This window comes from Streptomyces sp. NPDC007164 (genome assembly GCF_040634135.1).
GTDB classification, from domain to species: Bacteria; Actinomycetota; Actinomycetes; order Streptomycetales; family Streptomycetaceae; genus Streptomyces; species Streptomyces sanglieri.
Genome location: NZ_JBEYFB010000018.1, coordinates 80,366 through 105,659, shown reverse-complemented (window position 1 = coordinate 105,659; position 25,294 = coordinate 80,366). Strand labels below are relative to the sequence as shown.

At 71.2% G+C, this 25,294-nt stretch carries 23 protein-coding genes; 15 read left to right on the top strand and 8 right to left on the bottom strand.

Going from position 1 to position 25,294, the window contains the following annotated elements:
- Positions 1 to 311: 311 nt before the first annotated feature.
- The 6 genes from ABZ622_RS22870 to ABZ622_RS22845 all read left to right on the top strand — a co-directional run bounded on the left by ABZ622_RS22870 (position 312) and on the right by ABZ622_RS22845 (position 9,414).
- On the top strand, positions 312 to 1,754 hold the full coding sequence (locus ABZ622_RS22870) for a basic amino acid/polyamine antiporter (RefSeq protein WP_360545909.1): 1,443 nt from the start codon (positions 312 to 314) through the stop codon (positions 1,752 to 1,754).
- Positions 1,755 to 1,819: 65 nt separating this feature from the next.
- Positions 1,820 to 3,082 (top strand): arginine deiminase, encoded by a 1,263-nt coding sequence (locus tag ABZ622_RS22865; RefSeq protein ID WP_360545907.1) that lies wholly within the window; start codon positions 1,820 to 1,822, stop codon positions 3,080 to 3,082.
- Between the two features lie 151 nt (positions 3,083 to 3,233).
- Positions 3,234 to 3,707 (top strand): hypothetical protein, encoded by a 474-nt coding sequence (locus tag ABZ622_RS22860; protein WP_360545905.1) that lies wholly within the window; start codon positions 3,234 to 3,236, stop codon positions 3,705 to 3,707.
- A gap of 197 nt (positions 3,708 to 3,904) precedes the next feature.
- Entirely contained in the window at positions 3,905 to 6,916 is a 3,012-nt protein-coding gene (locus ABZ622_RS22855; RefSeq protein WP_360545903.1) for a BTAD domain-containing putative transcriptional regulator, read from the top strand.
- Between the two features lie 156 nt (positions 6,917 to 7,072).
- A complete protein-coding gene (locus ABZ622_RS22850; protein ID WP_360545901.1) occupies positions 7,073 to 8,170 on the top strand; it encodes a ThiF family adenylyltransferase in 1,098 nt (365 codons plus the stop codon).
- Complete coding sequence (locus tag ABZ622_RS22845; RefSeq protein WP_360545899.1) at positions 8,167 to 9,414, top strand: hypothetical protein; 1,248 nt, start codon at positions 8,167 to 8,169, stop codon at positions 9,412 to 9,414. Before ABZ622_RS22850 ends, ABZ622_RS22845 begins: the two co-directional genes overlap by 4 nt.
- A gap of 292 nt (positions 9,415 to 9,706) precedes the next feature.
- Here ABZ622_RS22845 and ABZ622_RS22840 read toward each other — a convergent pair whose 3' ends face one another.
- From ABZ622_RS22840 to ABZ622_RS22830, 3 genes are all read right to left on the bottom strand, one after another.
- Complete coding sequence (locus ABZ622_RS22840) at positions 9,707 to 10,348, bottom strand: glyoxalase (RefSeq protein WP_360545897.1); 642 nt, start codon at positions 10,346 to 10,348, stop codon at positions 9,707 to 9,709.
- Between the two features lie 103 nt (positions 10,349 to 10,451).
- The gene (locus ABZ622_RS22835; RefSeq protein WP_360545895.1) at positions 10,452 to 10,862 is read right to left on the bottom strand and encodes a VOC family protein; all 411 of its coding nucleotides are present in this window, start codon (positions 10,860 to 10,862) and stop codon (positions 10,452 to 10,454) included.
- Between the two features lie 149 nt (positions 10,863 to 11,011).
- Positions 11,012 to 11,761 (bottom strand): dienelactone hydrolase family protein, encoded by a 750-nt coding sequence (locus tag ABZ622_RS22830; RefSeq protein WP_360545893.1) that lies wholly within the window; start codon positions 11,759 to 11,761, stop codon positions 11,012 to 11,014.
- Between the two features lie 296 nt (positions 11,762 to 12,057).
- Between ABZ622_RS22830 and ABZ622_RS22825 the strand changes: the two genes are divergently transcribed.
- On the top strand, positions 12,058 to 12,663 hold the full coding sequence (locus ABZ622_RS22825; RefSeq protein WP_360545891.1) for a L,D-transpeptidase: 606 nt from the start codon (positions 12,058 to 12,060) through the stop codon (positions 12,661 to 12,663).
- A 27-nt stretch (positions 12,664 to 12,690) separates the two neighbouring features.
- On the opposite strand, the gene ABZ622_RS22820 is transcribed toward ABZ622_RS22825, so the two are convergent.
- Complete coding sequence (locus ABZ622_RS22820; RefSeq protein ID WP_360545889.1) at positions 12,691 to 14,103, bottom strand: alpha/beta fold hydrolase; 1,413 nt, start codon at positions 14,101 to 14,103, stop codon at positions 12,691 to 12,693.
- Between the two features lie 286 nt (positions 14,104 to 14,389).
- Between ABZ622_RS22820 and ABZ622_RS22815 the strand changes: the two genes are divergently transcribed.
- From ABZ622_RS22815 to ABZ622_RS22800, 4 genes are all read left to right on the top strand, one after another.
- The gene (locus ABZ622_RS22815; RefSeq protein WP_360545887.1) at positions 14,390 to 15,379 is read left to right on the top strand and encodes a CorA family divalent cation transporter; all 990 of its coding nucleotides are present in this window, start codon (positions 14,390 to 14,392) and stop codon (positions 15,377 to 15,379) included.
- Between the two features lie 54 nt (positions 15,380 to 15,433).
- The gene (locus tag ABZ622_RS22810) at positions 15,434 to 16,219 is read left to right on the top strand and encodes a DeoR/GlpR family DNA-binding transcription regulator (protein WP_360545885.1); all 786 of its coding nucleotides are present in this window, start codon (positions 15,434 to 15,436) and stop codon (positions 16,217 to 16,219) included.
- Between the two features lie 99 nt (positions 16,220 to 16,318).
- Positions 16,319 to 16,732, top strand: coding sequence for a DUF4406 domain-containing protein (locus ABZ622_RS22805; RefSeq protein ID WP_360545883.1), 414 nt, complete (start codon positions 16,319 to 16,321; stop codon positions 16,730 to 16,732).
- Complete coding sequence (locus tag ABZ622_RS22800; protein WP_360545881.1) at positions 16,729 to 17,391, top strand: NUDIX domain-containing protein; 663 nt, start codon at positions 16,729 to 16,731, stop codon at positions 17,389 to 17,391. The genes ABZ622_RS22805 and ABZ622_RS22800 overlap by 4 nt, the downstream gene beginning before the upstream one ends.
- A gap of 21 nt (positions 17,392 to 17,412) precedes the next feature.
- On the opposite strand, the gene ABZ622_RS22795 is transcribed toward ABZ622_RS22800, so the two are convergent.
- Positions 17,413 to 18,021 carry a TetR/AcrR family transcriptional regulator gene (locus tag ABZ622_RS22795; RefSeq protein WP_360545879.1) on the bottom strand — a complete coding sequence of 203 codons (609 nt, stop codon included), beginning with the start codon at positions 18,019 to 18,021 and terminating at the stop codon, positions 17,413 to 17,415.
- Positions 18,022 to 18,073: 52 nt separating this feature from the next.
- Between ABZ622_RS22795 and ABZ622_RS22790 the strand changes: the two genes are divergently transcribed.
- On the top strand, positions 18,074 to 19,057 hold the full coding sequence (locus tag ABZ622_RS22790) for a GNAT family protein (protein ID WP_360545877.1): 984 nt from the start codon (positions 18,074 to 18,076) through the stop codon (positions 19,055 to 19,057).
- Here the strand turns inward: ABZ622_RS22790 and ABZ622_RS22785 are convergent.
- Complete coding sequence (locus ABZ622_RS22785) at positions 19,014 to 20,540, bottom strand: MFS transporter (protein ID WP_360545875.1); 1,527 nt, start codon at positions 20,538 to 20,540, stop codon at positions 19,014 to 19,016. The two genes, ABZ622_RS22790 and ABZ622_RS22785, sit on opposite strands and share 44 nt — an antisense overlap.
- 196 nt (positions 20,541 to 20,736) lie before the next feature.
- On the opposite strand from ABZ622_RS22785, the gene ABZ622_RS22780 reads away from it, so the two are divergent.
- Both ABZ622_RS22780 and ABZ622_RS22775 read left to right on the top strand, forming a co-directional pair.
- Positions 20,737 to 21,108, top strand: coding sequence for a YciI family protein (locus ABZ622_RS22780; protein ID WP_360545873.1), 372 nt, complete (start codon positions 20,737 to 20,739; stop codon positions 21,106 to 21,108).
- Positions 21,105 to 22,316, top strand: coding sequence for a DUF6596 domain-containing protein (locus ABZ622_RS22775; RefSeq protein ID WP_360545871.1), 1,212 nt, complete (start codon positions 21,105 to 21,107; stop codon positions 22,314 to 22,316). The genes ABZ622_RS22780 and ABZ622_RS22775 overlap by 4 nt, the downstream gene beginning before the upstream one ends.
- A 126-nt stretch (positions 22,317 to 22,442) precedes the next feature.
- Here the strand turns inward: ABZ622_RS22775 and ABZ622_RS22770 are convergent, their stop codons facing one another.
- Entirely contained in the window at positions 22,443 to 23,651 is a 1,209-nt protein-coding gene (locus ABZ622_RS22770; RefSeq protein WP_360546003.1) for a PQQ-binding-like beta-propeller repeat protein, read from the bottom strand.
- Between the two features lie 316 nt (positions 23,652 to 23,967).
- Here ABZ622_RS22770 and ABZ622_RS22765 point away from each other — a divergent pair, with 316 nt between their 5' ends.
- Positions 23,968 to 24,630: a hypothetical protein gene (locus ABZ622_RS22765; RefSeq protein WP_360545869.1), complete on the top strand. Its 663-nt coding sequence runs from the start codon at positions 23,968 to 23,970 to the stop codon at positions 24,628 to 24,630.
- A gap of 74 nt (positions 24,631 to 24,704) precedes the next feature.
- On the opposite strand, the gene ABZ622_RS22760 is transcribed toward ABZ622_RS22765, so the two are convergent.
- On the bottom strand, positions 24,705 to 25,294 hold a 590-nt coding region (locus ABZ622_RS22760; RefSeq protein ID WP_360545867.1), incomplete at its 5' end, for a choice-of-anchor A family protein.

The following is a 25,294-nucleotide window of genomic DNA, read 5'->3' as shown; positions in this document are numbered from 1 at the left end:
AATGTCTGTAATGCGAATTTTCGGTAGATATTCTCGGGAGCTGATCGACGTGGGACGCGGCACCACGCTCGCCGGACGCGGGCCGACGGACCCTGTGTCCCCCGCCGGGCTCCCCCGGGCCGTTCCCGGGACTGCTCCTCGGGCCGCCCCCGCGCGTCCCACACCCTGATGCGCGCAGGCATCACGCCGGACGCCGAGCCGACGCCTCGTGTCGGATCGCGTTCACATCCCGTCGCATCGCATCCCGTCGCATCGCATCGCCGGCCGGCTCCGCGTGAACCCTCCACTCCACTCGCGCCCCTAGGAGTCCCATGAGCACGACGGACGAGGCACCGGCCGCCGGACAGGCCGCCAAGCTGACCGTTGCGACACTCACCGCGATGGTGGTCGGCTCCATGGTCGGAGCCGGTGTGTTCTCCCTGCCGCGCCGGTTCTCCGAGGAGACCGGCGTCGCCGGAGCCCTCATCGCCTGGGCGGTCGCGGGGACCGGCATGCTGATGCTCGCCTTCGTCTTCCAGTCGCTCGCGGTCCGCAGGCCGGACCTCGACGCCGGGGTCTACGCCTACGCCAAGGCCGGGTTCGGCGAGTACCTCGGGTTCTTCTCGGCCGTCGGTTACTGGGCCAGTGCCTGCGTCGGCAACGTCACCTACTGGGTGCTCATCATGTCGACGATCGGCTCCGTCGCACCCGCTCTCGGGGAGGGCGACACCGCCCTGGCGATCGTCCTGTCGACGGCCGGTCTGTGGGCGTTCTTCTTCCTCATCCGACGCGGGGTCAAGGAGGCCACGGCGATCAACCGGATCGTCACCGTCGCGAAGATCGTCCCGATCCTCGTCTTCATCGTCCTGGCACTCTTCTGCCTCAAGCCCCATGTCTTCGCCGAGAACTTCGGGGGCGCCGACTACGCCGGATCCCTCTTCCACCAGGTCCGCGGCACCATGCTGGCGACCGTCTTCGTCTTCCTCGGCGTGGAGGGCGCCAGCGTCTACTCCCGCCACGCCAAGCGCCGCGAGGATGTCGGGCGCGCCACCCTGCTCGGCTTCATCAGCGTCTTCTGCGTCTTCGCCTCCGTCACCGTCGTCTCCTACGGCATCCTGCCGATGAGCGAGATCGCCGAGCTCCGGCAGCCGTCGATGGCGGGCGTCCTTGAAGCCGCCGTCGGCACCTGGGGCCGGGTGTTCGTCAGCGTCGGGCTCATCGTCTCCGTACTCGGCGCCTACCTCGCCTGGACCCTGATGGCGGCCGAAGTTCTGTTCGTCGCCGCCAAGGACGACGACATGCCGCGCTTCCTGCGACGGTCCAACCGGGCGGACGTGCCGGTCCCCGCCCTGCTGATGACCACGCTCCTGTCCCAGATCGTCCTGGTGGTCACGGCCTTCTCCGAGGACGCCTTCAACTTCGCGCTCAACCTGACCAGCGCGCTGAGCCTCATCCCGTTCCTCCTCGCCGCCGGCTACGCGGTCAAGGTCGCGGTCGGCCGGGGCGGCGCGGACCGGTCGCCCCGCCCCGGCCGTGAACTGACGGTCAGCATCATCGCCACCGTCTACACCGCGTTCCTGCTCTACGCGGCCGGCCCGAAGTACCTCCTGGTGTCGCTCATCATCTACGCCCCCGCCTCCGTGCTGTTCGTGATGGCCCGCCGCGAGCAGAGCCGCAGGCTCTTCTCGCCGGGAGAGGCCGTCATCCTCGCCGTCTCGGTCGCCGGGGCCGTCGTCGGCGTCATCGCCCTGGCGACGGGCTGGATCAGCATCTGACCCCGGCACACCACGCACACCGCGCCCGGACCCCCACCCGGAAGAGCTGTCACGAAAGGGCTGTCATGACCCACCCCAGCGGCCACCCCGCCACCGAGTACGGTGTCCACTCCGAGGTCGGCCGGCTGCGCAAGGTCCTGGTCTGCCGACCCGGGCTCGCCCATCGCCGGCTGACCCCCACCAACGCCGACGACCTGCTCTTCGACGACGTGATGTGGGTGGAGAACGCCCAGCGCGACCACGCCGACTTCGTGAACAAGCTGCGCGGGCGCGGCGTGGAGGTGGTCGAACTGCACGACCTCCTGGCCGAGACGATGGCGCTGCCCGACGCCCGGTCGTGGCTCCTGGACCGCAAGGTGATCCCCAACGAGGTCGGCCCGGGCCTCGTCGATGACACCCGTGCCTTCCTGGAATCCCGCACCTCCCAGGAACTCGCGGAGTACCTGATCGGCGGCCTGGGCACCGAAGATCTGCCCGAGGAGCACCGCTCCGGGTACCTGGCCCTGGCCCGTTCCTCCGCCGACGCCCGCGAGTACCTCATGCCGCCGCTGCCCAACACCCTCTACACCCGGGACACCACGTGCTGGCTGTACGGCGGACTCACCCTCAACCCGCTGTACTGGCCCGCCCGGCACGACGAGACGCTGCTGATGAAGGCCCTCTACGCCTTCCACCCGGACTTCAAGGGGTCGGCGGTGTGGTGGGGCGACCCCGAACAGGACTGGGGCCAGGCCACCTTCGAGGGCGGCGACATCATGCCGATCGGCAACGGCGTCGTCCTGATGGGCATGAGCGAGCGGACGTCCCGGCAGGCCATCACCCAGGTCGCCGCAGCCCTGTTCGCCGCGGGCGCGGCCCAGCACGTCGTCGTCGCCGGGATGCCCAGGCTGCGGTCCGCCATGCACCTCGACACCGTCTTCACCTTCGCCGACCGCGACATCGTCACCCTCTACCCGGCCATCGTCGACGCCATCCACACCTTCTCCCTCCGTCCGGCCGACAAGGCACCCGGAGTGGAGGTCGCCGACGAGGGGAAGGGCACCTTCATCGAGGTGGTCGCCAGGGCACTGGGACTGCCCGCCCTCCGGGTCGTCGAGACCGGGGGCGATGCCTACGCCTCGGAGCGCCAGCAGTGGGACAGTGGCAACAACGCCGTCGCCGTCGAGCCCGGCGTGGTCTTCACCTACGACCGCAACACCCAGACCAACACCCAACTGCGCAAGGCGGGCGTGGAGGTCATCACCATCGTCGGCGCCGAACTGGGCCGCGGCCGTGGCGGCGGCCACTGCATGACCTGCCCGATCATCCGCGAACCCGTGTCGTACTGACCCGCCGCGACGGCTCCCGGTCCAGCCCCACCCGGCGCCGCGCGACCGGCGTAAGCAGTGTCGTTTCGGCACTGAAGTCGCTGGGCCGTCCGGGTGGGTTCGTGGCCGCGTGCCTGGCGCGGGCACCTGTGGCCTGCGTAAATCCGGGGTTGTGATCAAGAACCTCGTGCGACGCGGCCTTCCCGCGCTCGCCCTCGCAGTCCTGCCCGTCCTGGCCGCCGCTCCGGCTGCCGACGCCGTGGGAAGCAGCCATGCCGTCCGGAGCACGCAGGCCCAGTCGGCGCTGCGGAGCGACTCCCACTTCTACCCGCCTGCCACCCTCGGCCGGAACCAGGCCTGGACCTCCGGCAACGGCCGTACCATCCTGCGTGTCCAGAGCGACGGCAACGTCGTCGTCTACAAGGACGGCCATCCCGTCTGGCAGGCCCCGAACGTCTACCCCAACGCCGACCGCCTCGTCATGCAGGAGGACGGCAACCTCGTCGTCTACAACCGGGCCGGCGACCCGCTCTGGGCCGCCGGAACCTGGCACAAGGGTCGCTACCTCTCCGTCCAGGACGACGGCAATGTCGTCGTCTACGACAGCGCGAACCGGCCCGTCTGGGCCACCAACACCGGCGACTGAGCGACATTCCGCGTACAGCAGGGGCCCGGACTTCCGTCCGGGCCCCTGCCCATGTCTTCCGCCGTCTTCCGCGACTCGGCCCACACAGGAGAGGGATGATGCCGTCCGCCGGTCCACGCATCGGGAAAGGGGCTGGTCACCTGTTCCCACCAGTGGCAGGATCGCCTGCCACAAGGCCCTGAGCACGGAGGATGCGGATGCGTTTTCGGATCCTCGGAACACTCGAAGTGTTCGACGGCACCCATTGGCGGGGGATCTCGGCCGCCAAGCCGCGCACGCTGCTCGCCACCCTGCTGGTGCAGCGCGATGTCCCCGTGCCGGCGGGCCGGCTGGGGACGGAGTTGTGGGGTGCGCACGAGCCCAAGGCCGCTGCCAATCTGATTCAGCAGTACGTGATGCGGCTGCGCCGTGAACTCGGGGACCGGCAGGGCCGGTTGCTCGTCACCCGGCCGCCCGGGTACCAGATGGTGCTGGCCGACGAGGACGATGTCGACTCCGTCGCCTTCACCCGGCTCGGCGACTCGGGCCGCGCGGCGCTGGCGGCCGGCGACGCGGAACGGGCGGCGGGCCTGCTCGCGGAGGCGCTCGCGCTGTGGCGCGGACCCGCGCTCGCCGATGTACCGACCGCGCCGCTGGTGGAGGCGGAGGCCGCGCGGCTGGCCGAGCAGCGGCTCGACGTCCTTCAGGTCCGCGTCGAAGCGGACCTGGCCTGCGGCCGGCATGCCGCCCTGGTGCCGGAGCTTCGGCAGTCGGTGCGTGAGCATCCGTTGCGGGAGGGGCTGTGGGGTCAGCTGATGCTGGCGCTGTACCGGTCGGGTCGGCAGGCGGAGGCGCTCGATGCCTACCGGGAGCTGCACCGGCTGCTGGCCGATGAGTTGAGCATCGAGCCGTCCGCCCAGCTGTGCGATCTGCAACTGCGCATGCTGCGCGGCGACACTCGTCTCGACCTCCCCGAGGCCGGGACCGGGACCGGAGCCGGGGCCCGGAGCGGATCCGGGGCAGGGACCGGGGCAGGGGCAGGGACCCGGACCGGAGCCGGAGCCACGACGGATGCCGAGGCTGATGCCCATGCCCATGCCGAGGCCGAGGCCGATGCCGGGCCCGGGAGCGGGGCCGATACGGGGAGCCGGCGGCAGCCCCGGACCGAGTCGTCGCGGCCGGCCGAGGGGGCCGCCGCCCGTGCCGGGCAGCCATCGGCCGCCCCGCGCCAACTGCCCGCCGCCGTCGCCGGGTTCGCCGGCCGCCGGGCCGAGCTGCGGCTGCTGGACAAGCTGCCTGCCGACGCGTCCGCCGGGCCGGGACCGGCCGTCTGCGTGATCGCCGGCACCGCGGGCGCGGGGAAGACGACCCTGGCACTGCACTGGGCACACCGCGCGGCGCCGCACTTCCCGGACGGCCAGCTGTACGTGAACCTGCACGGCTTCGCCCCCGCCACCGGGCCGATGTCGCCCGGCGAGGCGATCCGCGGCTTCCTGGAAGCGCTGTCGGTGCCGCCGGAACGGATCCCGGACGCGCCGGAGGCGCGGGCGGCGCTGCTGCGCACCGAGACTGCCGGGCGCCGCCTGCTGTTCGTGCTGGACAACGCCGCCGACGCAGCCCAGGTCCGCCCGCTGCTCCCGGGCAGCGCCGGCTGTGCCGTGGTCGTCACCAGCCGCGGCCAGCTGGCCGGTCTCGCCGTCACCGACGGCGCCGTGCTGCTCTCCCTCGACGTGCTGCCCCGGGAGGAGGCGCGCGAGCTGCTGGCCGCCCGGCTCGGTACGGACCGGGTGGCCGCGGAGCCGGAGCCGGTGACCGAGCTGATCGACCTGTGCGCCCGGCTGCCTCTGGCACTCGCCGTGACCGCCGCCCGCGCCGCCGGCCGGCCCGGTTTCGCGCTGAGTGCGGTCGTGGCGGAACTGCGGGACGTCAGGGGGAGGTTGGAGGCGCTGGACGCCGGTGAGGGGGTGAGCAGCGTACGGGCGGTGTTCTCGTGGTCGTACCGTCGGCTGGACACCGCCACGGCCCGGGTGTTCCGGCTGCTGGGGCTGCACCCCGGCCGGGATGTCGCCGCGCCCGCGGTGGCGGCGCTGGCCGGCCTGTCCATGCGGGAGGCCGCCGCGGCGCTGACCGCGCTGGCCCGCGTACACCTGATCGCCGAGCACCGTCCGGGCCGGTACTCCTTCCACGATCTGCTGCGCGCCTACGCCACCGATCTGACGGCCACCGAGGACACGGAGGCCGAACGCACCGCGGCGCTGCACCGCCTGCTCGACCACTTCCTGCACTCCGCGCGCGCCGCCCGGCGGCACCTCGCCCCGGCCCGCAGCGAGGTGCCGCTGCCGCCACCGGTGACCGGCTCGGTGCCGCGCTGCCCGGAGGGGTACGAGGAGGCGATGGCGTGGTTCGAGGCGGAGCACGCCGTGCTGCTCGCGGTCGCGGACGCGGCGGGCCCGGCCGGATTCGACGGCCATGCCTGGCAACTCCCGCTCGCCATGGCGGACTTCCTCCACCTCAGCGGCCGCTGGCACGATTGGGTGACCACCCAGCGGACCGCCATCGTGGCGGCCCGGCAGCAGGGCGACCGCGCCGGGACGGCCCTGTGCCACTGCGAGTCGGGCCGGGCCGCGATCCGGATGAGGCGGTACGAGGAGGCCCACCGGGAACTGTTGCGGGCGCTGGAGCTCCAGCGCGGGCTGGGCGACCTGACGGCGCAGGCCGACACATTGCGGACGCTCGCCTGGTCGTACGAGCAACAGGGCGACTACCGCGCCGCCTTGCAGCGCGTCGAGCAGGTGCTCGAACTGCAACGGGCGGTCGGCAATCTGGCCGGGCAGGCCGGCGCGCTGAACAACATCGGCTGGTGCCACACCCATCTGGGCGACCACCAGAAGGCGCTCGCCCGCTGCCGCGAGGCGCTGCGACTGCACCTGGCCGGGGGCAGCCCGCTGGGGGCGGCGTACACCTGGGAGACCCTCGGCTTCATCCACCACGCCATGGGGCAGTACGCCGAGGCCGTCGACAGCTACCGCCAGTGCCGGGACGGATTCCGCCGGTTCGGCAACCGCTACGGCGAGGCGGACGCGCTGCACCACCTCGGCGGGAGCCTCCGCATGACCGGTGACCAGGAGGCCGCCCGCGACGCCTGGCACGCCGCGCTCGCCATCCTCGACGAACTGGACCACCCGGACGCGGACGTGGTGCGCAAGCTGTTGCTGACGACGGCGGGCTGAGCCGGGACGGCGCAAGAGCGGAACAGGCCCTTCCCACAGGCGGATCCGGGGCGGCGTACGGGCAAAGCCGCGTTAAAGCCAGAGTTCAGCGTTGTCCCGCAACGTTGCGGCCACACCGGACGTCCGGTGTCTGCTGAGGCCGAAAGCGAGTGGTTGATGCGTGTCGCGCTCAAGGAGTGTTCCTGGCGGGCGGTGGGAGAGGATCTGGTCATCGTCTTCGACCCCCGGGAGTCGATCACTCTGGAGGACCCCGAGGGGAAGATCGGAGCGCTCCTGACCGCGTTGGGGATGGGGCCGCAAAGCATCCCCGAGCTGTGCGCCGCACTCGGCGCCCGGGATGTGTACGTGACCGAGGAGGAACTCGGCAAGGGCGTCGAGGGGCTGGCCGGCCTGGGGCTGATCGAGCGCGCCGGGGGCAGGTCCACCGGTGATCCGGTGGTGGACGAGCGGCATTTCTCCAACCTCGCGTTCTTCGGCACCTTCGCCGGCCTCGACCGGCACCGCACCGATTTCCTGCGACGGGTGCGCGATGCGCATGTCCTGGTGCTCGGTGTGGGCGGCGGCGGTTCCTCGCTGGTGCAGTGTCTGGCGGGTCTCGGCGTCGGCAGGCTGACGCTGCTGGACCACGACCGGGTCGAATCCCGCAACTTCGCCCGGCAGTTCCTCTACCGGCACGAGGACATCGGCGGTTCGAAGGTCGAGCGCGCCAGAGCCTGGGTGCAGGCGTACGACCCGGACATCGAGGTGCGTACCGTCGACCGCTGGGTGGCCGGTCCCGAGGATCTCGCCGATGTCACCGACGGCATCGATCTGATGGCCGGCGGCCTGGACGGGCATCCCGACGCCGGTCTGTGGGTGAACGAGGCCGCCGTCCGGGCCGGTGTGCCGATGGTGGCCGGCGGTGCCACCCGCACGCTGCTCTCGTACATCTCCGTGAACCCCGGCGTGAGCCCCTGTCTCGCGTGCGAGTTCTCGCAGCGGCCGGTGGAGGGCACCGCGGCGGCGGCCGCTGAGGACATCGTGTACGGCATGCGGACCACCAACCCGCTCATCGGCCCGTTGGCCATGCAGGTCGGTTCGCTGATCGCGCTGGAGAGCCTGCGTTATCTGACCGGGTTCCAGGAGCCGCTGGCCTCCGGGGCCCGGATCCGGCTCGACCTGCGCGACGGTCTCGCGGCCGGCCGGGTGCCGTTCCCCGATGTCCCCGACTGCCCGGTGTGCGCGCTGGCTCCAGTGCGAAAGGCCGCGGCATGACCGGGGTGTCCGAGGCGTCGGAGGCGCTCGGGACCACCCGGGCCACCGTGCGGCTGCGGCCGTTGAGCATGGTGCCCGAGGGCGAGGACGAAGTCCTGGTGGGCGACCCCGTGACCGGGCAGTTCATCACCATGCCGAGAGTCGGCGGCGTGGTCATCGAGGCCCTGCGGCGCGGTGCCACGACCGCCGAAGCCGCCGCCGAGGCCGAGGAGTTCGCCGGTCAGCCCGTCGATGTGCCGTCCTTCGTCGACACCCTGCGCGAGCTCGGCTTCCTCGACGAGGGACAGCGGAGCGAACCGGTCCGCTCGGCTCCCGTCCAGGGCAGGAGATGGCTGAGCGGCCTCCGTCAGGAGACTGTGCGGCCCTTCTTCGGGCGGGTGGCCTGGAGCTGCTACGCCGCGTGCGCGGTGTTCGCGCTCGCCGTGTTCGCATTCCGGCCCGGCCTCTTCCCGGACCCGTCCACCGATGCGTTCGTCGTGGACGACATCGGCCTCGGCAGCCTGATCCTCATCCCGCTCGCCACGGTCGCCACCGCGATTCATGAGCTGGGGCACTGGTGCGCGGCCCGTTCGCTCGGGCTGCGGGCCAGGTTCGGCATGGACCGGCGCATGGTGTTCCTGCTGGTCTTCGAGACCGACCTGACCCAGCTGTGGACCCTGCCCAGGCGCAGGCGCTACGGGCCGCTGCTCGCCGGTCTCGCCCTCGACGCGGTGCTGCTCGCCGTGCCGTTGGCGGTGCGGCTGCTGATCGACACCGGAGTGTGGGCGGCCCCGGACCTGCTCGACGCGGTCCTCGCCACGTGGATCTACGTGAAACTCACCGCGATGCTCTGGCAGTGCATGGTCTTCCTGCGCACGGACCTCTACGCGGTGCTGGTCAACGCGCTGGGCTGCCGCAATCTGTGGCGGGTCTCGACCCTGATGCTGCGGCGCGCCGTCCGTCGGCTGGACGCGGCCGGGGCCGCGGAGCTGGCCGACGCGCATCCGGCGGATGTGCGGGCCGGGCGCTGGTTCCGCTGGGTGCGGTTCCTCGGGGCCGTGGTGACACCGGCCTGGGCGGTCCTTTTCCTGGTGCCCTTCGCCGGGGAGGTGCTGGGCTGGGCCGCCGACCGTCTCGGCGACGGCCCGGCGACCGGCCGGTTCTGGTGGGCGCTGCTGTGCACCGGGGTGTATCTGACCCCCTTCATTCTGCCCGCGGCTCTCTCGGCCCGTGAGTACGCACGGCGACTCACGGCGAGAGCCTGACCGCGGGCCATGGTCCGCCCCGCCCGGTGCACCGCCGGCGCGGGGGACGAAATCCGGCTACGAGGGAGGTGAATCGCATGGAGATCAAGGTCCGCAAGGTCGAGGACGTGAAGGCCACGGGGCTCCAGGTCTGAAAAGTCCGTGAGGGAGGGGAAGGGCTCGAAGGCCGTTCCCCTCTCCCACGGTCATGAGTGGTCACCTCACCGAACAGACCGTCCGGCCGGACGGCGGTTCGACGCCCGGCCGGCCTCGGTGCTGAGGCCGGCCCCTTCGCGCCGGCTCGCCGCCGCGGTCATGCCCGGTGGTGTCCGGCCGGAACGGCCGACGAGGCGGCCTCCCACGCGAACCCGTCCGGGTCGGTGAACGGGCCGTCGGCACCGCCGATCACGAGCCCGTGCGATCCGGTGCCCTCGGGAGCAACGCCGAGGTCCTTGGCCAGTGCGCGGCGCCGGTACAGCGCCAGCTTGACGGGACTCTCCCCGGCCGCGAACTCGACGTACACACGGCTGAAGCTCTTTGCCACGGCGAGGCCCTGGCCGACGTAGAACCGCTTGCTCGCGATCACGTCCGCGACGCCCAGCAGGAGCACGATCTCGTCGATCTGCCGGGTGGCGGGGCCGGTGTCCTTCTTCGCCGAGGTCGCGACCTTCCAGATCGTTCCGTCCGGAGCCTGTACGACGCCGCCATAGCCCCAGAGCGACTTCGCGGCGGGCTTCAGCGAGGTGGCGCCCGCGTCGAGTGCGGCGCCGATGAGGCTGTCGACGGTGGCGGGCCGGGACACCGTGAGCGCGAGCGTGAACCCGCGGAAGCCGGTGGTGGGGGCCTCCGAGGGGCGCAGGCGGATCTGGGTGTCCAGACCGAAGGCGGTGGCGTGGAAGCGCTCGGCGGCCGCGGGGTCGGCCACCTCAAGGGTCACGGTTTCGATGGATGCCATGTCCATCACGCTAGTTATGGCCCGGCGACCGGTGCTTCTCGATTCCTGACCGGTTCGGTCCGTACGCCGGCCGGCGCCCCTTGCCTCGTTGCCGCCGAACGGCTCAGCGCAGTTCCTGGATCCGGACCATGTTGCCCGCGGGGTCGCGGAAGGCGCAGTCGCGCATGCCGTACGGCTGCTCGGTCGGTTCCTGGACGACCTCGGCACCGGCGGCCCGCACCTGCTCGAAGGTGGCGTCGAGGTCCCGGGTGGCCAGCAGGATCCAGCCGTAGGTGCCCTTGGCCATCATCTCGGCGATGGTTCGGCGCTCGTCCTCGGTGACTCCGGGGTCGGCGGCGGGCGGAGCCAGCAGGATGGACGTGCTGGGCTGGTCGACGGGACCGACCGTGATCCAGCGCATCCTGTCCTGTCCGACGTCGCCGCGTACCTCGAAGCCGAGGATGTCGCGGTAGAAGACCAGGGACTCCTCCGGGTCGTCGTGCGGGAGGGAACTCGTGTGAATGGAGATGTCCATAACGATCATGCTAGGCGCGGCTCCGCGATCCGCACCTCGTGATTCCCCGCGTGATTCCCACCCGATGGCCACCGGGGTACGGGCCGGTCGAGGGCCCGTACCCCGCCGGATCGGGTGGCCGGCCCTCGGCCGGTCCCCGAGCCGGAGCCTCAGCCCTTGGCCAGGGTGCGGTCGAGGAGGGAGAGCAGCCGGTCCCAGTGGCGTTGCAGCGCGGCGGCGTCGAAGGCTTCGGTGTCGGCCATGGTGAAGCCGTGGACGGTGCCGGGGTAGATCTCGCAGGTGTGGCTGACGCCCGCGGCTTCCAGCACCTGGTCGAGCTCTCCGACGGCCTCGGGCGACATGTCGCTCTCGGCGATGCCGAAGTGCACCTCGGCGGTGACCTCGGGGGCGATGCGGTGCGGGCTGTCGGGCGCGTCGGTGACCAGCGCGGAGGGGTGGAATCCGGCTACGGCGGCCACCCGGCCGGGGTGGGCCGCCGCGGTGCGGAGCGCCAGGGCGGCACCCATGCAGTAGCCGATCGCGGCAATGGGTCCTGCGCCGACCTCGGGCTGGGCAGTGAGGTACTTGAGACAGGCGTCGGCATCGCGCAGGGCGCGTTCGGCGGTGTGCGCCTCAAGCAGGGGCACCAGCCGGGCGAACAGCGCGGGCCGGGCCTCTGCTCCGATGCGCTCCGGAAGTTCGATCACCGGTGCCGGGCCGTTCCGGTAGAAGACATTGGGGACGAGCACGTAGTACCCGTGCCCGGCCAGTTCGCGGGCCATCTCCTCCAGCACCGGACGCACTCCGAAGATGTCCATGTACAGCAGCACTCCGGGGTGCCGCCCGTCGCCGTCGGGAAAGGCTGCGAACGCGTCGGCCTGGCCGTCTTCAGTGGGGATCTGCAGCGTCTTGGTGGGCATGGGTACGAACCGTAGCAGCGGTGATCGATCCGGCCACCGTGAAAAAGACGAACCCGGCGTGTACGTACGGCAGTCGGCCACCGGGCGGTGAAGGGGGCGCGTCCGGTAGTCATCCGGCGTGCATAAGCGCAGGCCAGGGCGGTGCATCAGGCACGCATGAGGGCATGCATGGCCGCCCATCGGCGCATCGCCGCCGGGAGTTCCGTACCGGCTCCCCCAGGGCCCATGGTTGGTCCACGGCGCCCCGGACTCCCCGGGGCTCGCCGCCTCCCCAGTCCTCGAAGGAGCGATCACTCATGTCCGCGACCTCTCCCCTGCGTGTCCGTGCCGCCGCCATCGGCCTGAGCGCCATGGCCCTGATGACCGTTGCCGCCGTCACCGCCCCGAGCGGTCAGGCCGCCACCCCGGCCGGCGGCCGGCCTGCCGCCGCCGGCGCCGTTGTCACCACCCTGAAGTTCGTACGGAACTCCGCCGACCCGCAGAACTCACGTCTGCTGGTGGTGCGCGGCAACAAGACGCAGGCCGCCTTCCGCGCCGGCTCCGGACTTGGCCGGAACCACACCAAGGGGCGTGACGAGTGCGCCTCGGCGAAGGGGTGGCTGCCCGCGGGCACCTACACCGTCGGCGCCCGCCAGACCCGCTACAACGGCAACCTCATCAAGGGGTACGCCATCCCGCTGAGCAACAAGACGTGCAAGAACGGCCGGACCACGCGTACCGAACTCTTCATCCACAGCGAGATGACCCGCACCGGAGGGCAGGGCAGCACCGAGAGCCGGCGCTGGGACGGCGTGGGCGACTACAAGTCCGCGGGCTGTATCAAGCTCGCCCCGGAGGACATCAAGAAGCTCTTCCGCAACCTCGGCCGGGGCGCGGCGCCCAAGCGTCTCGTCGTCGTCTGACAGCGGAGCGGGGCGCTCCGCCCGCGGTCAGCGCCCCGGCAACTTCTCCTGCAGCCAGTCGAAGACGACATCGCAGTGCTGCTGCGGGGCCATCGGAGAGCAGTGCAGCTGCGCTCCGGTGGCCGCGGTGAGTTTCACGTAGGCCTTGGGTGCCGTCAGCCTGTCGAACATCCGGCGCGGCTGTCCGGGGTAGAACTGCTCGTACTCGTAGTCGAGGACCAGGGTAGGAGCCGTGATGCGGTCCGCCACGCTCGTGAGCGTCAGTGACTCGATGCGTCTGGCGGGGGTGTAGAAGTCGGTGAAGACCTTGCCCTCGCGGGCGGCGAGCATCGCCGGGGCGGAGAAGGGTTCGAAGCGCTTCTTCAGCGTCGCCGCATCGGCGGCGGACAGTGTGGGGACGACCTCCTTGTTCCAGGTGTTGTTGGTCTCCGCCTGGTCCGTGGTGAGGATCTTCCGGATCTCCGGTGGGAAGCCCAGCCAGGGTTCCAGGCATCCGGGCATCGCCACCAGGGCGGCGATCCGCTTCTCGAAGGCCGCGGCCCGGGGGGCCAGGTTGCCCGCCATGCTCAGCCCGGTCAGGGCGATCCGGCCGGTGTCCACGTCGGAACGGGCGACCAGCCAGTCGACGAGCGGGGTGACCACGGTTTCCCAGCGCGGGGTGAAGACCACCCGGTCCACGAAGAGCAACTGTCCCTGGCCCGGCCCGTCGTACACGAGGGCGTTCCAGTCGCGCTCCAGCGCGGCCGCGACGCCGTAGACCCACATGTCGACGTTCTGCCCGTCGCTGCCGTTCGTGAGGATCACGGTGGGGCGCTGCTTGCCGGAGTCGTCGGGGCGGAAGAACCAGACCGGCAGCGGGGTCCGCCCGTACGGAACGTCCGTCGTGACCGGCGCCGGTTCGCACAGCCGGCAGAATGTGTCCCAGGCGCCGCGTCCCGCCCTGTACAGCTGTTCCTCGTCGGCGGGGGCATCGGAGCCGAGTACGAAGAACAGCGCCTGGGCGTAGTACTGCGCGGCCCGCAGTGCGCGGGAGCGCCTGGTCTGCCGGTCGGACCGGCTGCCTTCGGGCGCGCCCATCAGCCGGTCGCCGAGCTTCTTGAAGGTCTCGACGTACGTCTGCGCGGAGGGGCCGGCCTTGTTGATCGTGTTCACGGCGGTGAGCACCTCGCCCACCTCGCTGCCGCCGAACCCCGCGCCGCCGAGGGCCCACAGGCCGTTGAAGTTGAACGTCGGGTCCCGGAAGAGCGTCATCGCCCCGGGTGTGGTGTTCGGTGACGAACGGGTGGCCGGCTCCGTGGCCCCGGGCGAGGGCCCCTGCTCGGAGGGGGCGCTGTCCGCGGGCGTGCAACCGGCGGCCAGCGCGGCCCCGCCCAGACCGACGAGCCCGGTGAGCGCGGTGCGGCGGCTCGGCCGGGAGGCCTCCTGCGATACGTGCGTCATACCGGCGACCGTAGGAGCCGGGGCGCCCGCACCGCCCCGCACGACACAGGTCGTTCCCCCGAACAGCCCGGACGCCCGTCCGCCGGTTGGAAGTGGCGGTTCCGCGGGTGGTCGTCGATCCGTGCTCCGCGTCATCCTCGTGGTCGGCGCGTGCGCCCGGCCCGGCGTGCTCCCCGCCCCGAAGATGGGTCCGAGTACACATCCGAATCCGGTCTCAGCTCCGGCTCCGCGTACTGGGACGTACATGGTGGCCGCGGATGACTCCGGCGACCCACGGCGAGGAACGATGATCGTATCGATGGTGTCGATGCCGGAAGGGGTCATCACTCACACCCATGTGTCGGAGGCACGGAGGCGTCTGACGGCATCCCGTTTCCTGCTCGTGGACGTCGAACTGCCCGAGGAGCAGTCGCCCGACGAACAGCCGGTCGCCCACCTGCTCGGACTGGAGGCCGAGGACGTGGCGTGGCTCGGCAGGGAAGGCGAATCCGCGCGGGCCGAATTCCTCGGGGACAGCGCCGCGTTCGTCGTGCCCGCGGTCCAGGCGGACCGGATCACTCATGTCCATGCCTTCGTGACCGAGCGATATCTGGTCACGGTGCACCGAGGGCCGGCCGGACCGGTCGGGAGCCTCGTCACCAGGTTGCCGCACGAACGGCCGCCCGACAGTGTGGCCATGCTGTTCCTGCTGCTGGAAGAGGCCCTGGACACCTTCCGCCGGTCCGCCGTGCGGGCCCTGCTGGAGGTGGAGGACCTGGAGGACGAGATGTTCCAGCACCGGGTTCCCCAGCATGTCTACCGCCTGGCACGGCTGCGCCGACGCGGGGCGCTCCTGCACCACGCGCTGCTGCCCTACCTTCAGGTGACGGACGAGACCTTCACCCGCCGGATGATGAACCCCGGTTTCCCCGAGAAGCGCCAGAAGCTCGCCCGCGACTACCAGCACACCACGAGGCTGGTGCTCACGGACATCGAGTCGCTGCAGAACTCCGCCCGCCGCGCCTTCGCCAGCTACTCCTCACTGGTGTCCGGCGAACAGAACAGCGTGATCAACCGGCTGGCGATCGTGTCGACAATCTTCCTGCCGCTGACCTTCCTGACCGGGTTCTTCGGCATGAACTTCACCTACCTGACCGACGAGCTGGAGAGCAGGGACGTCTTCTGGCTGCTCGCCGTGGGACTGCAGGCGGTGTTCCTGCTCATCGCCCTCTACGCGCTGCACCGCACTCGCATCTGGCGGAGGCTGCGCGACGACAACGGTCACGACGACCAGTAGCGGGATTCGCACATTCACATGTTCATTCAAACTGAACCATGGTAGAAATGAGTCATGGGTGTCGCCAATCGTCTGGACCTGACCCTGCGATTGGTGCAGGGCTCCGACCGGGTTTCCGTGTCGGAGCTCTCCCATCGACTGGGTGTCTCGGAAATGACCGTGCGCAGGGACCTCGACGCGCTGGAGCGTCAGGGCCTGGTGCGAAGGGTGCACGGTGGCGCTGTCGCCACCCGCCCGCGTGAGGAGGACGCGGGGTTCTCCGCGCGGGAACGCTGGCAGACGGCCACCAAGGACCGTCTGGGTGCTGCCGTGGCCGGGCTGGTGGAGCCGGGCTCGCGGGTACTGCTCGACGCGGGGACCACGACCATGCACGTCGCCGAACACCTGGCCGCCCGGGGCCCGCTGACGGTCGCCGTGCTCAGCCTGCAGGCGGCGCTGAGCCTGGCCGACCGGCCCGGGATCGACCTGTTGGTCGTGGGTGGCCGCTCCCGTCCCGGCGAGCGCTCCCTCGTCGGCCCGCTGGCGCTGCGCACGCTGGAGGCCCTGGCCTTCGACTGCTTCGTGATGTCCATCGGCGGTGTGCATGCCGAGCACGGCTGGTCGGAGTTCTCGTTGGACGACGCGGCCGTCAAGCAGGCCGGACTGGCCCGGGCCACCCGCACGATCGCGGTGGCGGACGCGACCAAGCTGGGGGTACGCGCGTTCAGCCGGGTCGCCCCGCTCGACGCGGTGGACCGCTTCGTCACCGACAGGGCGGCCGAGGACGCCGCCACGCACCCCAGCGGCCCGGCGACCCTGGACGCCCTGCGGGACGCGGGCGTCGACAGCCTCCTCGTCTGAATCCGAGCCCCGAGTCCCGGGTCACGAGTCCCAGGTCCCGAGTCCCGGGTCCGAATCCGGTTATCTGATCCGGCGCCCGTCCCCAAGGAGTGAACACCCATGACCGACGTTCCGCGCACCCGTCCGCACACCCCTCCGCACCCCCTTCCGCGCCCCTTGATGATTCTCGTCGCGGGCCCCTACCGCTCGGGCACCGACGACGACCCCCGCAAACTGGAGGCCAACGTACGGGCGATGAACGAGGCCGCTCTCGTCCTCTTCCGCGCCGGGCACCTGCCCGTCACCGGCGAGGCCCTCGCCCTGCCGCTCCTGGAGACGGCCGGCAGCACCGGCCCCGGCGACGCGGTCTTCGAGGAGATCTTCCACCCCGTCGCCGAGCGGCTGCTCTCGCGCTGCGACGCGGTCCTGCGCATCGGCGGCCCCTCCGAGGGGGCGGACCGGATGGTCGCGCGGGCCCGCGCGCAGGGCAAGGACGTCTACCCCGGCCTCGACGCCGTCCCGGCCGCCCGATGACCGCCGGGATCGACACCCCCGACCGGCGCGGGCGCACCGGCCTGGACCAGCACGGCCGCGACCTCACCGGCAACCCGGGCGTGCGGATCCGCGAGGTGGAACTGCTCTCCAGCGACTGGTACGTCCTGCGGAAGACCACCTTCGACTTCCGGCACGGCGACGGGCACTGGAGCCGTGAGCAGCGCGAGACGTACGACCGGGGCGACGGGGCGACCATCCTGCTCCACAACACCGACCGGCGCACCGTGCTGCTGACCCGTCAGTTCCGCCTCCCCGCCTATGTCAACGGACATCCCGACGGGATGCTGCTCGAAACCGCCGCCGGGCTCCTCGACGGCGACGGCCCGGAGGAGGCGATCCGCCGGGAGGCCGCCGAGGAGACCGGACACACCGTCGGTGCCGTCGAGCACGTCTTCGACGTCTACATGAGTCCCGGTTCGGTCACCGAGCGCCTGCACTTCTTCGCCGCCCCCTACGACACGGCCGACGTCCCCGCCGGCGGCGGCCCGGGCGGAATCGCCGAAGAGGGGGAGGACATCACCACCATGGAACTGCCCTTCACCGAGGCGCTCGACCGGATCCGCAACGGCACGATCGCCGACGCGAAGACCATCATGCTGCTCCAATGGGCCGCACTCGACGGGCCGTTCGCGCGGTGAGAGTGCGGGGGTCCGGGCGGCTCATCGCCGTGCGGGCCGGGGCGGTGTGACGGAGGCGAGGAAGTCGTCGACCATGGCGATCTGTACCTCCTCGGGGAACCGGCCGGGGTCGAAGAGTGCCTGGACGACGAGTCCATGGGTGAACGCGACTGCGGTGGCGGCGAGTTGCTCCGGGTCGGCGGCTCCGGGGACTTCGCCCAGGCCGCGCGCGGCCTCGAAGTGCGGGCGGAGCGTCGAGCGCAACCGGGTGTAGCGGTCGGCCTGGTCCGTTGCGAGTCCGTCGTCGGCGAGGGCCAGGTCCCAGGAGCTGACCCAGATCCGGTTGCGGGCGGTGTCGCCCTCGGTCAGCGGCAGGATGTCCAGCAGCATGGCCCGCACGGTGGCCAGTCCGTCGGCCGGACGGTCGCGGCGCGGGCGTTCCGCGGTGCGCTTCTCCAGCAGGTCCAGGGCGTGCGCGATCAGGGCCCGCTTGGTCGGGAAGTAGTGCATGAGCATCCCGGTCGAGACGCCCATCGCGGCCGCGACGGCGCGCAGGGTCAGCCCGCCGAACCCCTTGTCGGCGAGGACCTGCCACACCGCCCGGGACACGTCGTCACGGCGGGCTTCATGGTCTCCGGGTGCGGGCGGCATGCTGCTACCTTACATACCGAACGCTTGTTACGTATCCAGGGACGAGGTTTCCGTGTTCACACTGCCGCTCGGCGACACCGCTCAGCTACGCCCTCTGGAGCCCTGGCACGCGCAGGAGTTCCTCGCCCACATCGACCGCGCGCGGCCCCATGTGGACCCGTGGATACCCTGGGCGACCTTCAGCACCGACCGCGCCTCCGCCACCGCGGTCCTCCAGCGCTACGCCGACAAGCAGGCCGGGGACGCCGCCCGGATCTATGGGATCTGGCTGGACGGCACGCTCGTCGGCGGTGTCATGTTCACGCGCTTCGACAGCACCTCCGGGGTGTGTGAGGTCGGCTGCTGGCTGGAGGCCGCCGGTGAGGGCCGGGGGCTGGTGACCCGGGCGTGCCGGGCGCTGCTCGACTGGGCTTTCACGGAGCGCGGGATGAGCCGGGCCGAGTGGTGGGTCTGGTCGGGTAACACCCGGAGCGTCGAGGTCGCGCGCCGGCTGGGGATGACCCGTGACGGTGTGCTGCGCAAGCACACCGAGTACCAGGGCGAGCGGCGCGACATCGAGGTCTGGTCGGTCCTGGCCGAGGAGTGGCCGCCCGCGGCGGAGGCATCCGCGGGAGAAGTACCCGTTTCCGGGGTCAAGGCCGAACTCGACCGGCTGACGCACAACCTCTTCGGTGCTTTCACCAACACCGGCGGCAGCCGGCCCGACCCCGGTGCCGTCCGTGAGGTGTTCATTCCGCAGGGGACGATCATCGCGAACACCGGAGGCACCGACGCCGAGCCGGTGGTGTACGACCTGGACTCCTTCATCGCTCCCCGGGAGAAGATGCTCACCGACGGGACGCTGACCGAGTTCTCCGAATGGGAGGTCGCCGAGCGGACCGAGGTCTTCGGGTCGATCGCGCACCGGTTCAGCGAATACCGGAAGTCCGGCGTCCGCGACGGCGAGCGGTTCGAGGGCTCCGGCCGCAAGACGATCCAGTTCGTACGGACGCCTACCGGCTGGCGGATGAGTTCGATGGCCTGGGAAGACGCGTAGACGCTTCCTCGTCCGGGGCGGACCGGACACGGGAGGCCACGAAGGTCAGTACGGCCATCCCGACGAAGAAGACCGCGGCGACACCGCCGATGACGTGCAGAGCGGTGGTGAACGCCTCGCGCGCGGTGTGCAGCAGTTCCGCGCCCCGGTCGGCGGGAAGGTGCCGGCTCGCCTCGACCGCGCCGGCCAGCGAGTCGGACGTGCCGTCCGTCCGGCTGCGGTAGACCACCGCGGCCAGCACCCCGAGCAGCGCAAAGCCGAGCGAGCCGCCGAAGTAGTTGCCGGTCTCCGACATCGACGCCGCCGAGCCCGCGCGTTCCGGTGGCACGGACCCGATGACCAGCCCGGTGCCCAGCGCGAACAGCGGCCCGGTGCCCAGCGCCAGTACGGTGATGCCGGTCATCACCAGCGGCAGGGCGTGCCCGCCGTCGGCGAGGACCAGCAGCAGGCTGCCCAGCGCCGACACCGCGAGCCCGCCGGCGATCGCGGTCGGCTGCTTCATCCGGCGGGCGAGCGCCGGCGCGGTCATGGTGCCGACCGCCACGCCCAGGCCCATGGGCGCGAACAGCACCGCCGACGCGACCGGCGAGTAGCCCAGCACGTTCTGCAGGTACTGGGTCACCAGCAGCCCCGTACCGGCCATGGCCATGCCGGCGAAGACCAGCGCGACGAGCACGGCCGTGAACGGGCGGCTGCGCAGCAGCCGGAGGTCCAGCAGCGGCGTCTCCAGCCGCAGTTGCCTGCGTACGAACAGGACGCCGATGGCCGCGCCGACGACGACCGCCACCACCGGCACGAGGGGCACGCTCCCGGCGCCCACGCTCTCGACGGCCAGCCGCTTGATTCCGTAGACCAGCAGGAGCACCGCCGCGAGCGACTGCCCGACGCCGGCCGGGTCCAGCCGCCCGGCCCGGTCGCTGCGGAACTCCGGCAGCAGGACCGGCCCGGCGAGCAGCAGCACCGCCATGGCCGGCACGGCGATCAGGAACACCGAGCCCCACCAGAAGTGCTGGAGCAGGAATCCGGCGAGTACGGGGCCGAGCGCGCCGCCGGTGAACTGGCAGGTCGCCCAGACCGCGATGGCCCTCCCGCGCTGCCGTTCGTCGCGGAACATGTTGGTGATCAGGGCGAGGGTGGAAGGCACCAGGGTCGCCCCGGCGACACCCAGCAGCGCTCGGACGACGATCAGCATCAGCGGGTCGACCGAGAAGGCGGCCACGACCGACAGCACCGCGAAGGCCGCGCAGCCGGTCATCAGCAGCCGTCGGCGGCCGATCCGGTCGCCGAGCGTGCCGGTCGTGATGACCAGGCCGGCCACCATGAGTCCGTAGCTGTCACTGATCCACAGCTGCTGGACATCGGTGGCTCCCAGGTCGGCGCTCAGTTGTGGGAGCGCGAGGAGCAGTGCCGTCATATCCATGGCGACGAGAAAGGTCGGCAGCATGAGGACGACCAGCCCCAGCCATGCCCGGTTGACTCGCATATCGGAAACTCCCTGTTCTCTCGATGTTTCGCCGGCTGGTCGGAGCGGCCGGGAGTTTCTTGACATCGGTACGGGCGGTGCGGCGGCGAAAATCATCCGTGGAAGTTCCGGCGGGGATGTCAAGACGGCCGCGTCGGCTCCGACCCACTGGGCGAAGGGCCCGACCGGGGCTCGCGAACCACGAGGAGTGCCAGAGATGAAGTTCCTGATCAGCATGCATATCAACCCGGCCGTGCTGGACGCGCTGACCGACGAGGAGAAGGCGGCGATCGGCGGCGGCCACGGCGAGTTCATCGAGGCGCTGAAGAAGTCGGGCGAGCTGATCAACACGCAGGCGCTGGTAGACCCGTCCCAGGCCGTCGTGGTGTCCGTGCGCAACGGCCAGCCGGTGGTGACCGACGGGCCGTTCCTGGAGTCCAAGGAGTACCTGGGCGGCTTCTACCTGGTCGACTGCGAGAACAGGGAGCGGGCGATCGAGCTGGCGGCCCGGATCCCGGACGCCGCGATCGACGGTCTGGGCATCGAGGTGCGGCAGGTGATGTTCGCCGACGGACAATTGGAGGCATGACAGCACCAGCCATCGAGGACCTGCTACGTGAACTCACGCCGCAGGTCCTGGGCACCCTGGTACGCCGGCACGGTCAGTTCGAAGGGTGCGAGGACGCCGTGCAGGAGGCCGTACTCGCCGCCGCGGTCCAGTGGCCGGCCGAGGGGGTGCCGGACAACCCGCGCGGCTGGCTGGTCACCGTCGCGTCCCGGCGGCTCATCGACCAGATGCGCAGCGACCACGCCCGCCGCGAGCGGGAGTCGGCGACGGCCGCCGAGGTGGTGCCCGAGGACGTGCCGGACACCGACGACACGCTCGTCCTGCTGTTCCTGTGCTGCCATCCGACGCTGACCGCGGCCTCCCAGACCGCCCTGACGCTGCGGGCGGTCGGCGGTCTGACCACTGCCGAGATCGCCCGCGCGTTCCTGGTGCCGGAGGCGACGATGGCGGCCAGGATCAGCCGGGCCAAGCAGCGCATCAAGGCCGCCGGCAGCTCGTTCGACCTCCCGGAGGGCGCGGAGCGCGAGGAGCGGCTGCTGGTCGTCCTGCACGTGCTCTACCTGATATTCAACGAGGGCTACACCGCCTCCTCGGGCAGTGAGCTGCACCGCGCGGACCTCGCGCACGAGGCGATCCGGCTGACCAGGTCGGTGCACGCGCAACTGCCCGAGGACGGCGAGGTGACCGGGCTGCTCGCGCTGATGCTGCTCACCCACGCCCGCCGCCGGGCACGCACGACGGCGGCGGGCGACCTGGTGCCGCTGGACGAGCAGGACCGTACGAAGTGGGACCGCGAGCTGCTCGACGAGGGGCTGGGGCTGGTCAAGGCGTCGCTGGCCGGTCCGGCGCTGGGCCCGTACCAGTTGCAGGCCGCGATCGCCGCCACGCACGCCGACGCGGCCACGGCGAAGGAGACCAACTGGCCACAGGTGCACGCCCTCTACCTGGTACTGGAACGGATCGCGCCCAACCCGATGGTCACCCTCAACCGGGCGATCGCACTCGCCGAGACTCAGGGCCCGCCGGCCGGGCTGGCCCTGCTGTCCACCCTGGACGGCGACCAGCGGATGGCCGGGCACCACCGGCTGCTGTCCGTACGCGCGCATCTGCTGGAGAAGACCGGCGACACGGCCGGTGCGTACGAGCTCTACCGCCGCGCCGCGAAGGCCACCGCCAGCATCGCCGAGCAGCGCTACCTGGAGTCCCGGGCCGGCCGGGTGAAGCCATGAGGGCCGTTCCGCAGGCCCGGAACTCCGCCCGGACGTCCGAATCACGCAGACGCCCGGATCACATGGACGCCCAAATCACGTAGACGTCCGGATCACGTAGACGTCCGAATCACACAGACGTCCGGATCACACGGCGGGGAGGGCGTAGATCCGCTTTCCGTGCATCACGGCCAGCCGGTCGCCCGCCGCCGCCACGTACCACTGCTGGATGTCGCCGCTCTTGTCGTTGTACGTCCAGCGCAGCTTGCCGGTCGCCGCGTCGAAGGCGTGCACGCCTCCGTCCTTGTCGAACTCGGTCGCGCCGTACAGGGTGCCGTTCACCTTGGCGAACTGCCACGCCTGCGTCGCCTTGTCCCGCAGGTCCTCGTTGTGCCAGATCTTCTTGCCCGTGGCGGGGTCCAGCGCCCACATGGCGCGTGCGCTGTCGGCCGCGTAGAGCACCCCGTCCAGGACGTGCGGGTCGTTGAACGCGCTGAACTCCTCCGTCCGGAGCGACCAGCGTTCCTTGCCCCCGGCGAGGTCGAAGGCGCGCAGCCGCCGGCCGTCCGCCACGATCACCAGATCCTTGTGCACGGCGAAGCGGCGGTTGTTGGACCGGCTGATCTTCTTCGTCCACAGCTGCCGGCCGGTCGCCGTGTCGCGGACGGTCACGTTCTCCCGGTAGTCCGTGTAGACCAGGCGCCCGTCGACGGCCGCGGCCGTGATGCCGAACTCCTCGGTCCCCGCGTCGCGCTGCTCGCGCCAGGCGATCTTGCCGGAGGTGGTGTCGATCGCGGCGATCACGTTGTTCGGCGTGGTGAAGTCCTTCTCCAGGATGCCGGCGAGTACATACACATGGCGGTCGTCGGCGGCGATCGGGCGCGGCTGCTCGTACTGCTTGCCCAGTCGGCTGCGCCAGGTCTCCTTGCCGGTGGCCGGATCCAGTCCCACCACGTCGCCGTCGTACTCGGCGCTGGCGAGGTAGAGCGTGCCGCCGCCGAAGATGAGTTTGGCACCGGGTGTGGTGACGCCGCGGCGCGACCACTTCTCCTTGCCGGTGGCCATGTCCCGTCCCACCAGCGGGTCGCCCGCCACCAGGGCCACGTTCCCGATCACCGCGAGCGCTTCGTTGCCGGACAGACTGGTGTTCGCGGCAGCCGCCCGCCACAGCGGCTCGGGCGCGGTGCCCGGCGGCGGAGTGGTGAAACCTCCGCCCTTCTTGCCCCCGCCCGGCTTCGAGCTGCCGCTCGGCGTGCCCGTCGCCTCCTCGGGGCCGCACCCCACGAGTCCGGCCCCGAACACGGCCAGCCCCACCCCTGTCCCGGCCAGCCCGAGTATCCGCCTGCGCGACACCATGTGCCCGTCACGACCACTCACGTATGTTCCCTCTTCCGTCCAGCTGTTCCGACGTCCCCCAGGGACCCCTTGAGCGCCGCCAGGCTAACCGGCGATTTTCGGCCGGACGCCGAATGGCACACAGCCGGGACACAGCCGTGAACCTCCCGTCACAGGGCAACCGTCGTGCGACCGGAGGCTGACGCCGGTAGGTCTCGTGGTTGAGGTGGGCGCGTCGGAAACTACGGATCGCGGCCGATGGGCCGGGAGGCGCGGACGTGAAGGATGGATCACACCACCACGGACCACCAACTCCCGGGAGAACACAGTGACTTCGATGCCCCCTCGCAGGACGACAGCCGTGCTCGCCGCGCTCGCCGTCTGCTTGCCCCTGGGCGGTGCCTCGGTCGCCTCTGCCTCTGCCTCTGCCGGGCCACGTGAGGCGAAGCCGGCGTACGCGAGCGTCACCGGAAGCGCGGAGTTCGTACTGCCCTACTACAAGGACGACGACATCCGCTCGTTCACGTTCGACGCGCACGCCGCCCCGTACAGCCAGCCGCTGCCCGGGATCCCCACGGGCCTCCCCACCGATGCCCGGGGCACGATAAAGATCTCCCACTACTCCGCCGACCGGAACACCACGTACACGTCCGAGGGGCGGGTGGACTGTCTGGTGACCGGTCCGCACACTGCGACGCTGACGGCGGTCATCACCGAGGTCGGCCCCGGCGGGCCGCCCGATGTCGGGCGCCGGATCGGTTTCAGCGTCTACGACGGCGGCAAGGGCAGGGGACAGCACTCCGGCGACCGGGTCGGGTTCTCCTGGAACGGTGTGAACCTGGTGCCGAACGGCGATGCCGCGCCCGAGGAAGCCACGGTCGGCACCTGCATGGCGCCCGCGCCGTACGCCCCGGTGACCAAGGGCGGCTACAAGGTCACGCACGCCGAACTGCCGCCGGTGCCCGGGGATTCCGCCGCGGTCCGACGGAGCACGTCGTAGCCGACGAACTCGCCCAGGACCGGCGGGGCAACGGTCGGCCGTTGCCCCGCCGGTGGTTCTGCGGCGCCGGCCGGCTACGCGCGGCTCCGGCGACGGCGCGTGAACGCGAGCAGGCCGAACCCGAGGGCGCCCAGTACGGCGGCCGCGGCCGCGTACATGGTGACCTGCGACGCACCGGTGGTGGCGAGGGATCCCCCGTCGTTGGACGGGGCGGGGGACGACTCGGCGGGTGCGGGAGCCGACTCGGATTCCACGGGGGCCGGCTGGGACGGCTGGGACGGCTTCGTGGACTCGGTGGGCGAGGGAGTCGACTCGCCCGGCCGGGTCGGCGAAGGGGAGGCGGAATTGCTGGGCGTGGTCGGTCCGGGGGGCGCCGGCTTCTCGGGCTGGGACGGCTTGGGCTTGCACTTGAACGCCGGGGAGCCGGCCCACGGGTAGTTGTGGGTCTCGTTGCCCGAGCCGTGGGTCTTCACGTCGCCACCGATGTACACGCGGCCATTGGTGCTCGCGGTGAGATCGGCGGAGGCCTTGGGGGCGAGGAGCGACCCCATGAAGTTGCCCCCACCGCCGAGGGTGAGCGAGGTGGAGCCCTCGAACGCACCGGAAACGCGGGGCGTGCCCGGAAACGCGGGACGCACCGGAAACGCCAGACGTGCCAGACGTG

Bases quoted from the DNA above. Each gene is read 5' to 3' on its own strand.
- ABZ622_RS22870 (WP_360545909.1), top strand. From the start codon at position 312: ATGAGCACGACGGACGAGGCACCGGCCGCCGGACAGGCCGCCAAGCTG.
- ABZ622_RS22865 (WP_360545907.1), top strand. From the start codon at position 1,820: ATGACCCACCCCAGCGGCCACCCCGCCACCGAGTACGGTGTCCACTCC.
- ABZ622_RS22855 (WP_360545903.1), top strand. From the start codon at position 3,905: ATGCGTTTTCGGATCCTCGGAACACTCGAAGTGTTCGACGGCACCCAT.
- ABZ622_RS22850 (WP_360545901.1), top strand. From the start codon at position 7,073: ATGCGTGTCGCGCTCAAGGAGTGTTCCTGGCGGGCGGTGGGAGAGGAT.
- ABZ622_RS22845 (WP_360545899.1), top strand. From the start codon at position 8,167: ATGACCGGGGTGTCCGAGGCGTCGGAGGCGCTCGGGACCACCCGGGCC.
- ABZ622_RS22840 (WP_360545897.1), bottom strand. From the start codon at position 10,348: ATGGCATCCATCGAAACCGTGACCCTTGAGGTGGCCGACCCCGCGGCC.
- ABZ622_RS22835 (WP_360545895.1), bottom strand. From the start codon at position 10,862: ATGGACATCTCCATTCACACGAGTTCCCTCCCGCACGACGACCCGGAG.
- ABZ622_RS22830 (WP_360545893.1), bottom strand. From the start codon at position 11,761: ATGCCCACCAAGACGCTGCAGATCCCCACTGAAGACGGCCAGGCCGAC.
- ABZ622_RS22825 (WP_360545891.1), top strand. From the start codon at position 12,058: ATGTCCGCGACCTCTCCCCTGCGTGTCCGTGCCGCCGCCATCGGCCTG.
- ABZ622_RS22820 (WP_360545889.1), bottom strand. From the start codon at position 14,103: ATGACGCACGTATCGCAGGAGGCCTCCCGGCCGAGCCGCCGCACCGCG.
- ABZ622_RS22815 (WP_360545887.1), top strand. From the start codon at position 14,390: ATGATCGTATCGATGGTGTCGATGCCGGAAGGGGTCATCACTCACACC.
- ABZ622_RS22810 (WP_360545885.1), top strand. From the start codon at position 15,434: ATGGGTGTCGCCAATCGTCTGGACCTGACCCTGCGATTGGTGCAGGGC.
- ABZ622_RS22805 (WP_360545883.1), top strand. From the start codon at position 16,319: ATGACCGACGTTCCGCGCACCCGTCCGCACACCCCTCCGCACCCCCTT.
- ABZ622_RS22800 (WP_360545881.1), top strand. From the start codon at position 16,729: ATGACCGCCGGGATCGACACCCCCGACCGGCGCGGGCGCACCGGCCTG.
- ABZ622_RS22795 (WP_360545879.1), bottom strand. From the start codon at position 18,021: ATGCCGCCCGCACCCGGAGACCATGAAGCCCGCCGTGACGACGTGTCC.
- ABZ622_RS22785 (WP_360545875.1), bottom strand. From the start codon at position 20,540: ATGCGAGTCAACCGGGCATGGCTGGGGCTGGTCGTCCTCATGCTGCCG.
- ABZ622_RS22780 (WP_360545873.1), top strand. From the start codon at position 20,737: ATGAAGTTCCTGATCAGCATGCATATCAACCCGGCCGTGCTGGACGCG.
- ABZ622_RS22775 (WP_360545871.1), top strand. From the start codon at position 21,105: ATGACAGCACCAGCCATCGAGGACCTGCTACGTGAACTCACGCCGCAG.
- ABZ622_RS22770 (WP_360546003.1), bottom strand. From the start codon at position 23,651: ATGGTGTCGCGCAGGCGGATACTCGGGCTGGCCGGGACAGGGGTGGGG.
- ABZ622_RS22765 (WP_360545869.1), top strand. From the start codon at position 23,968: ATGCCCCCTCGCAGGACGACAGCCGTGCTCGCCGCGCTCGCCGTCTGC.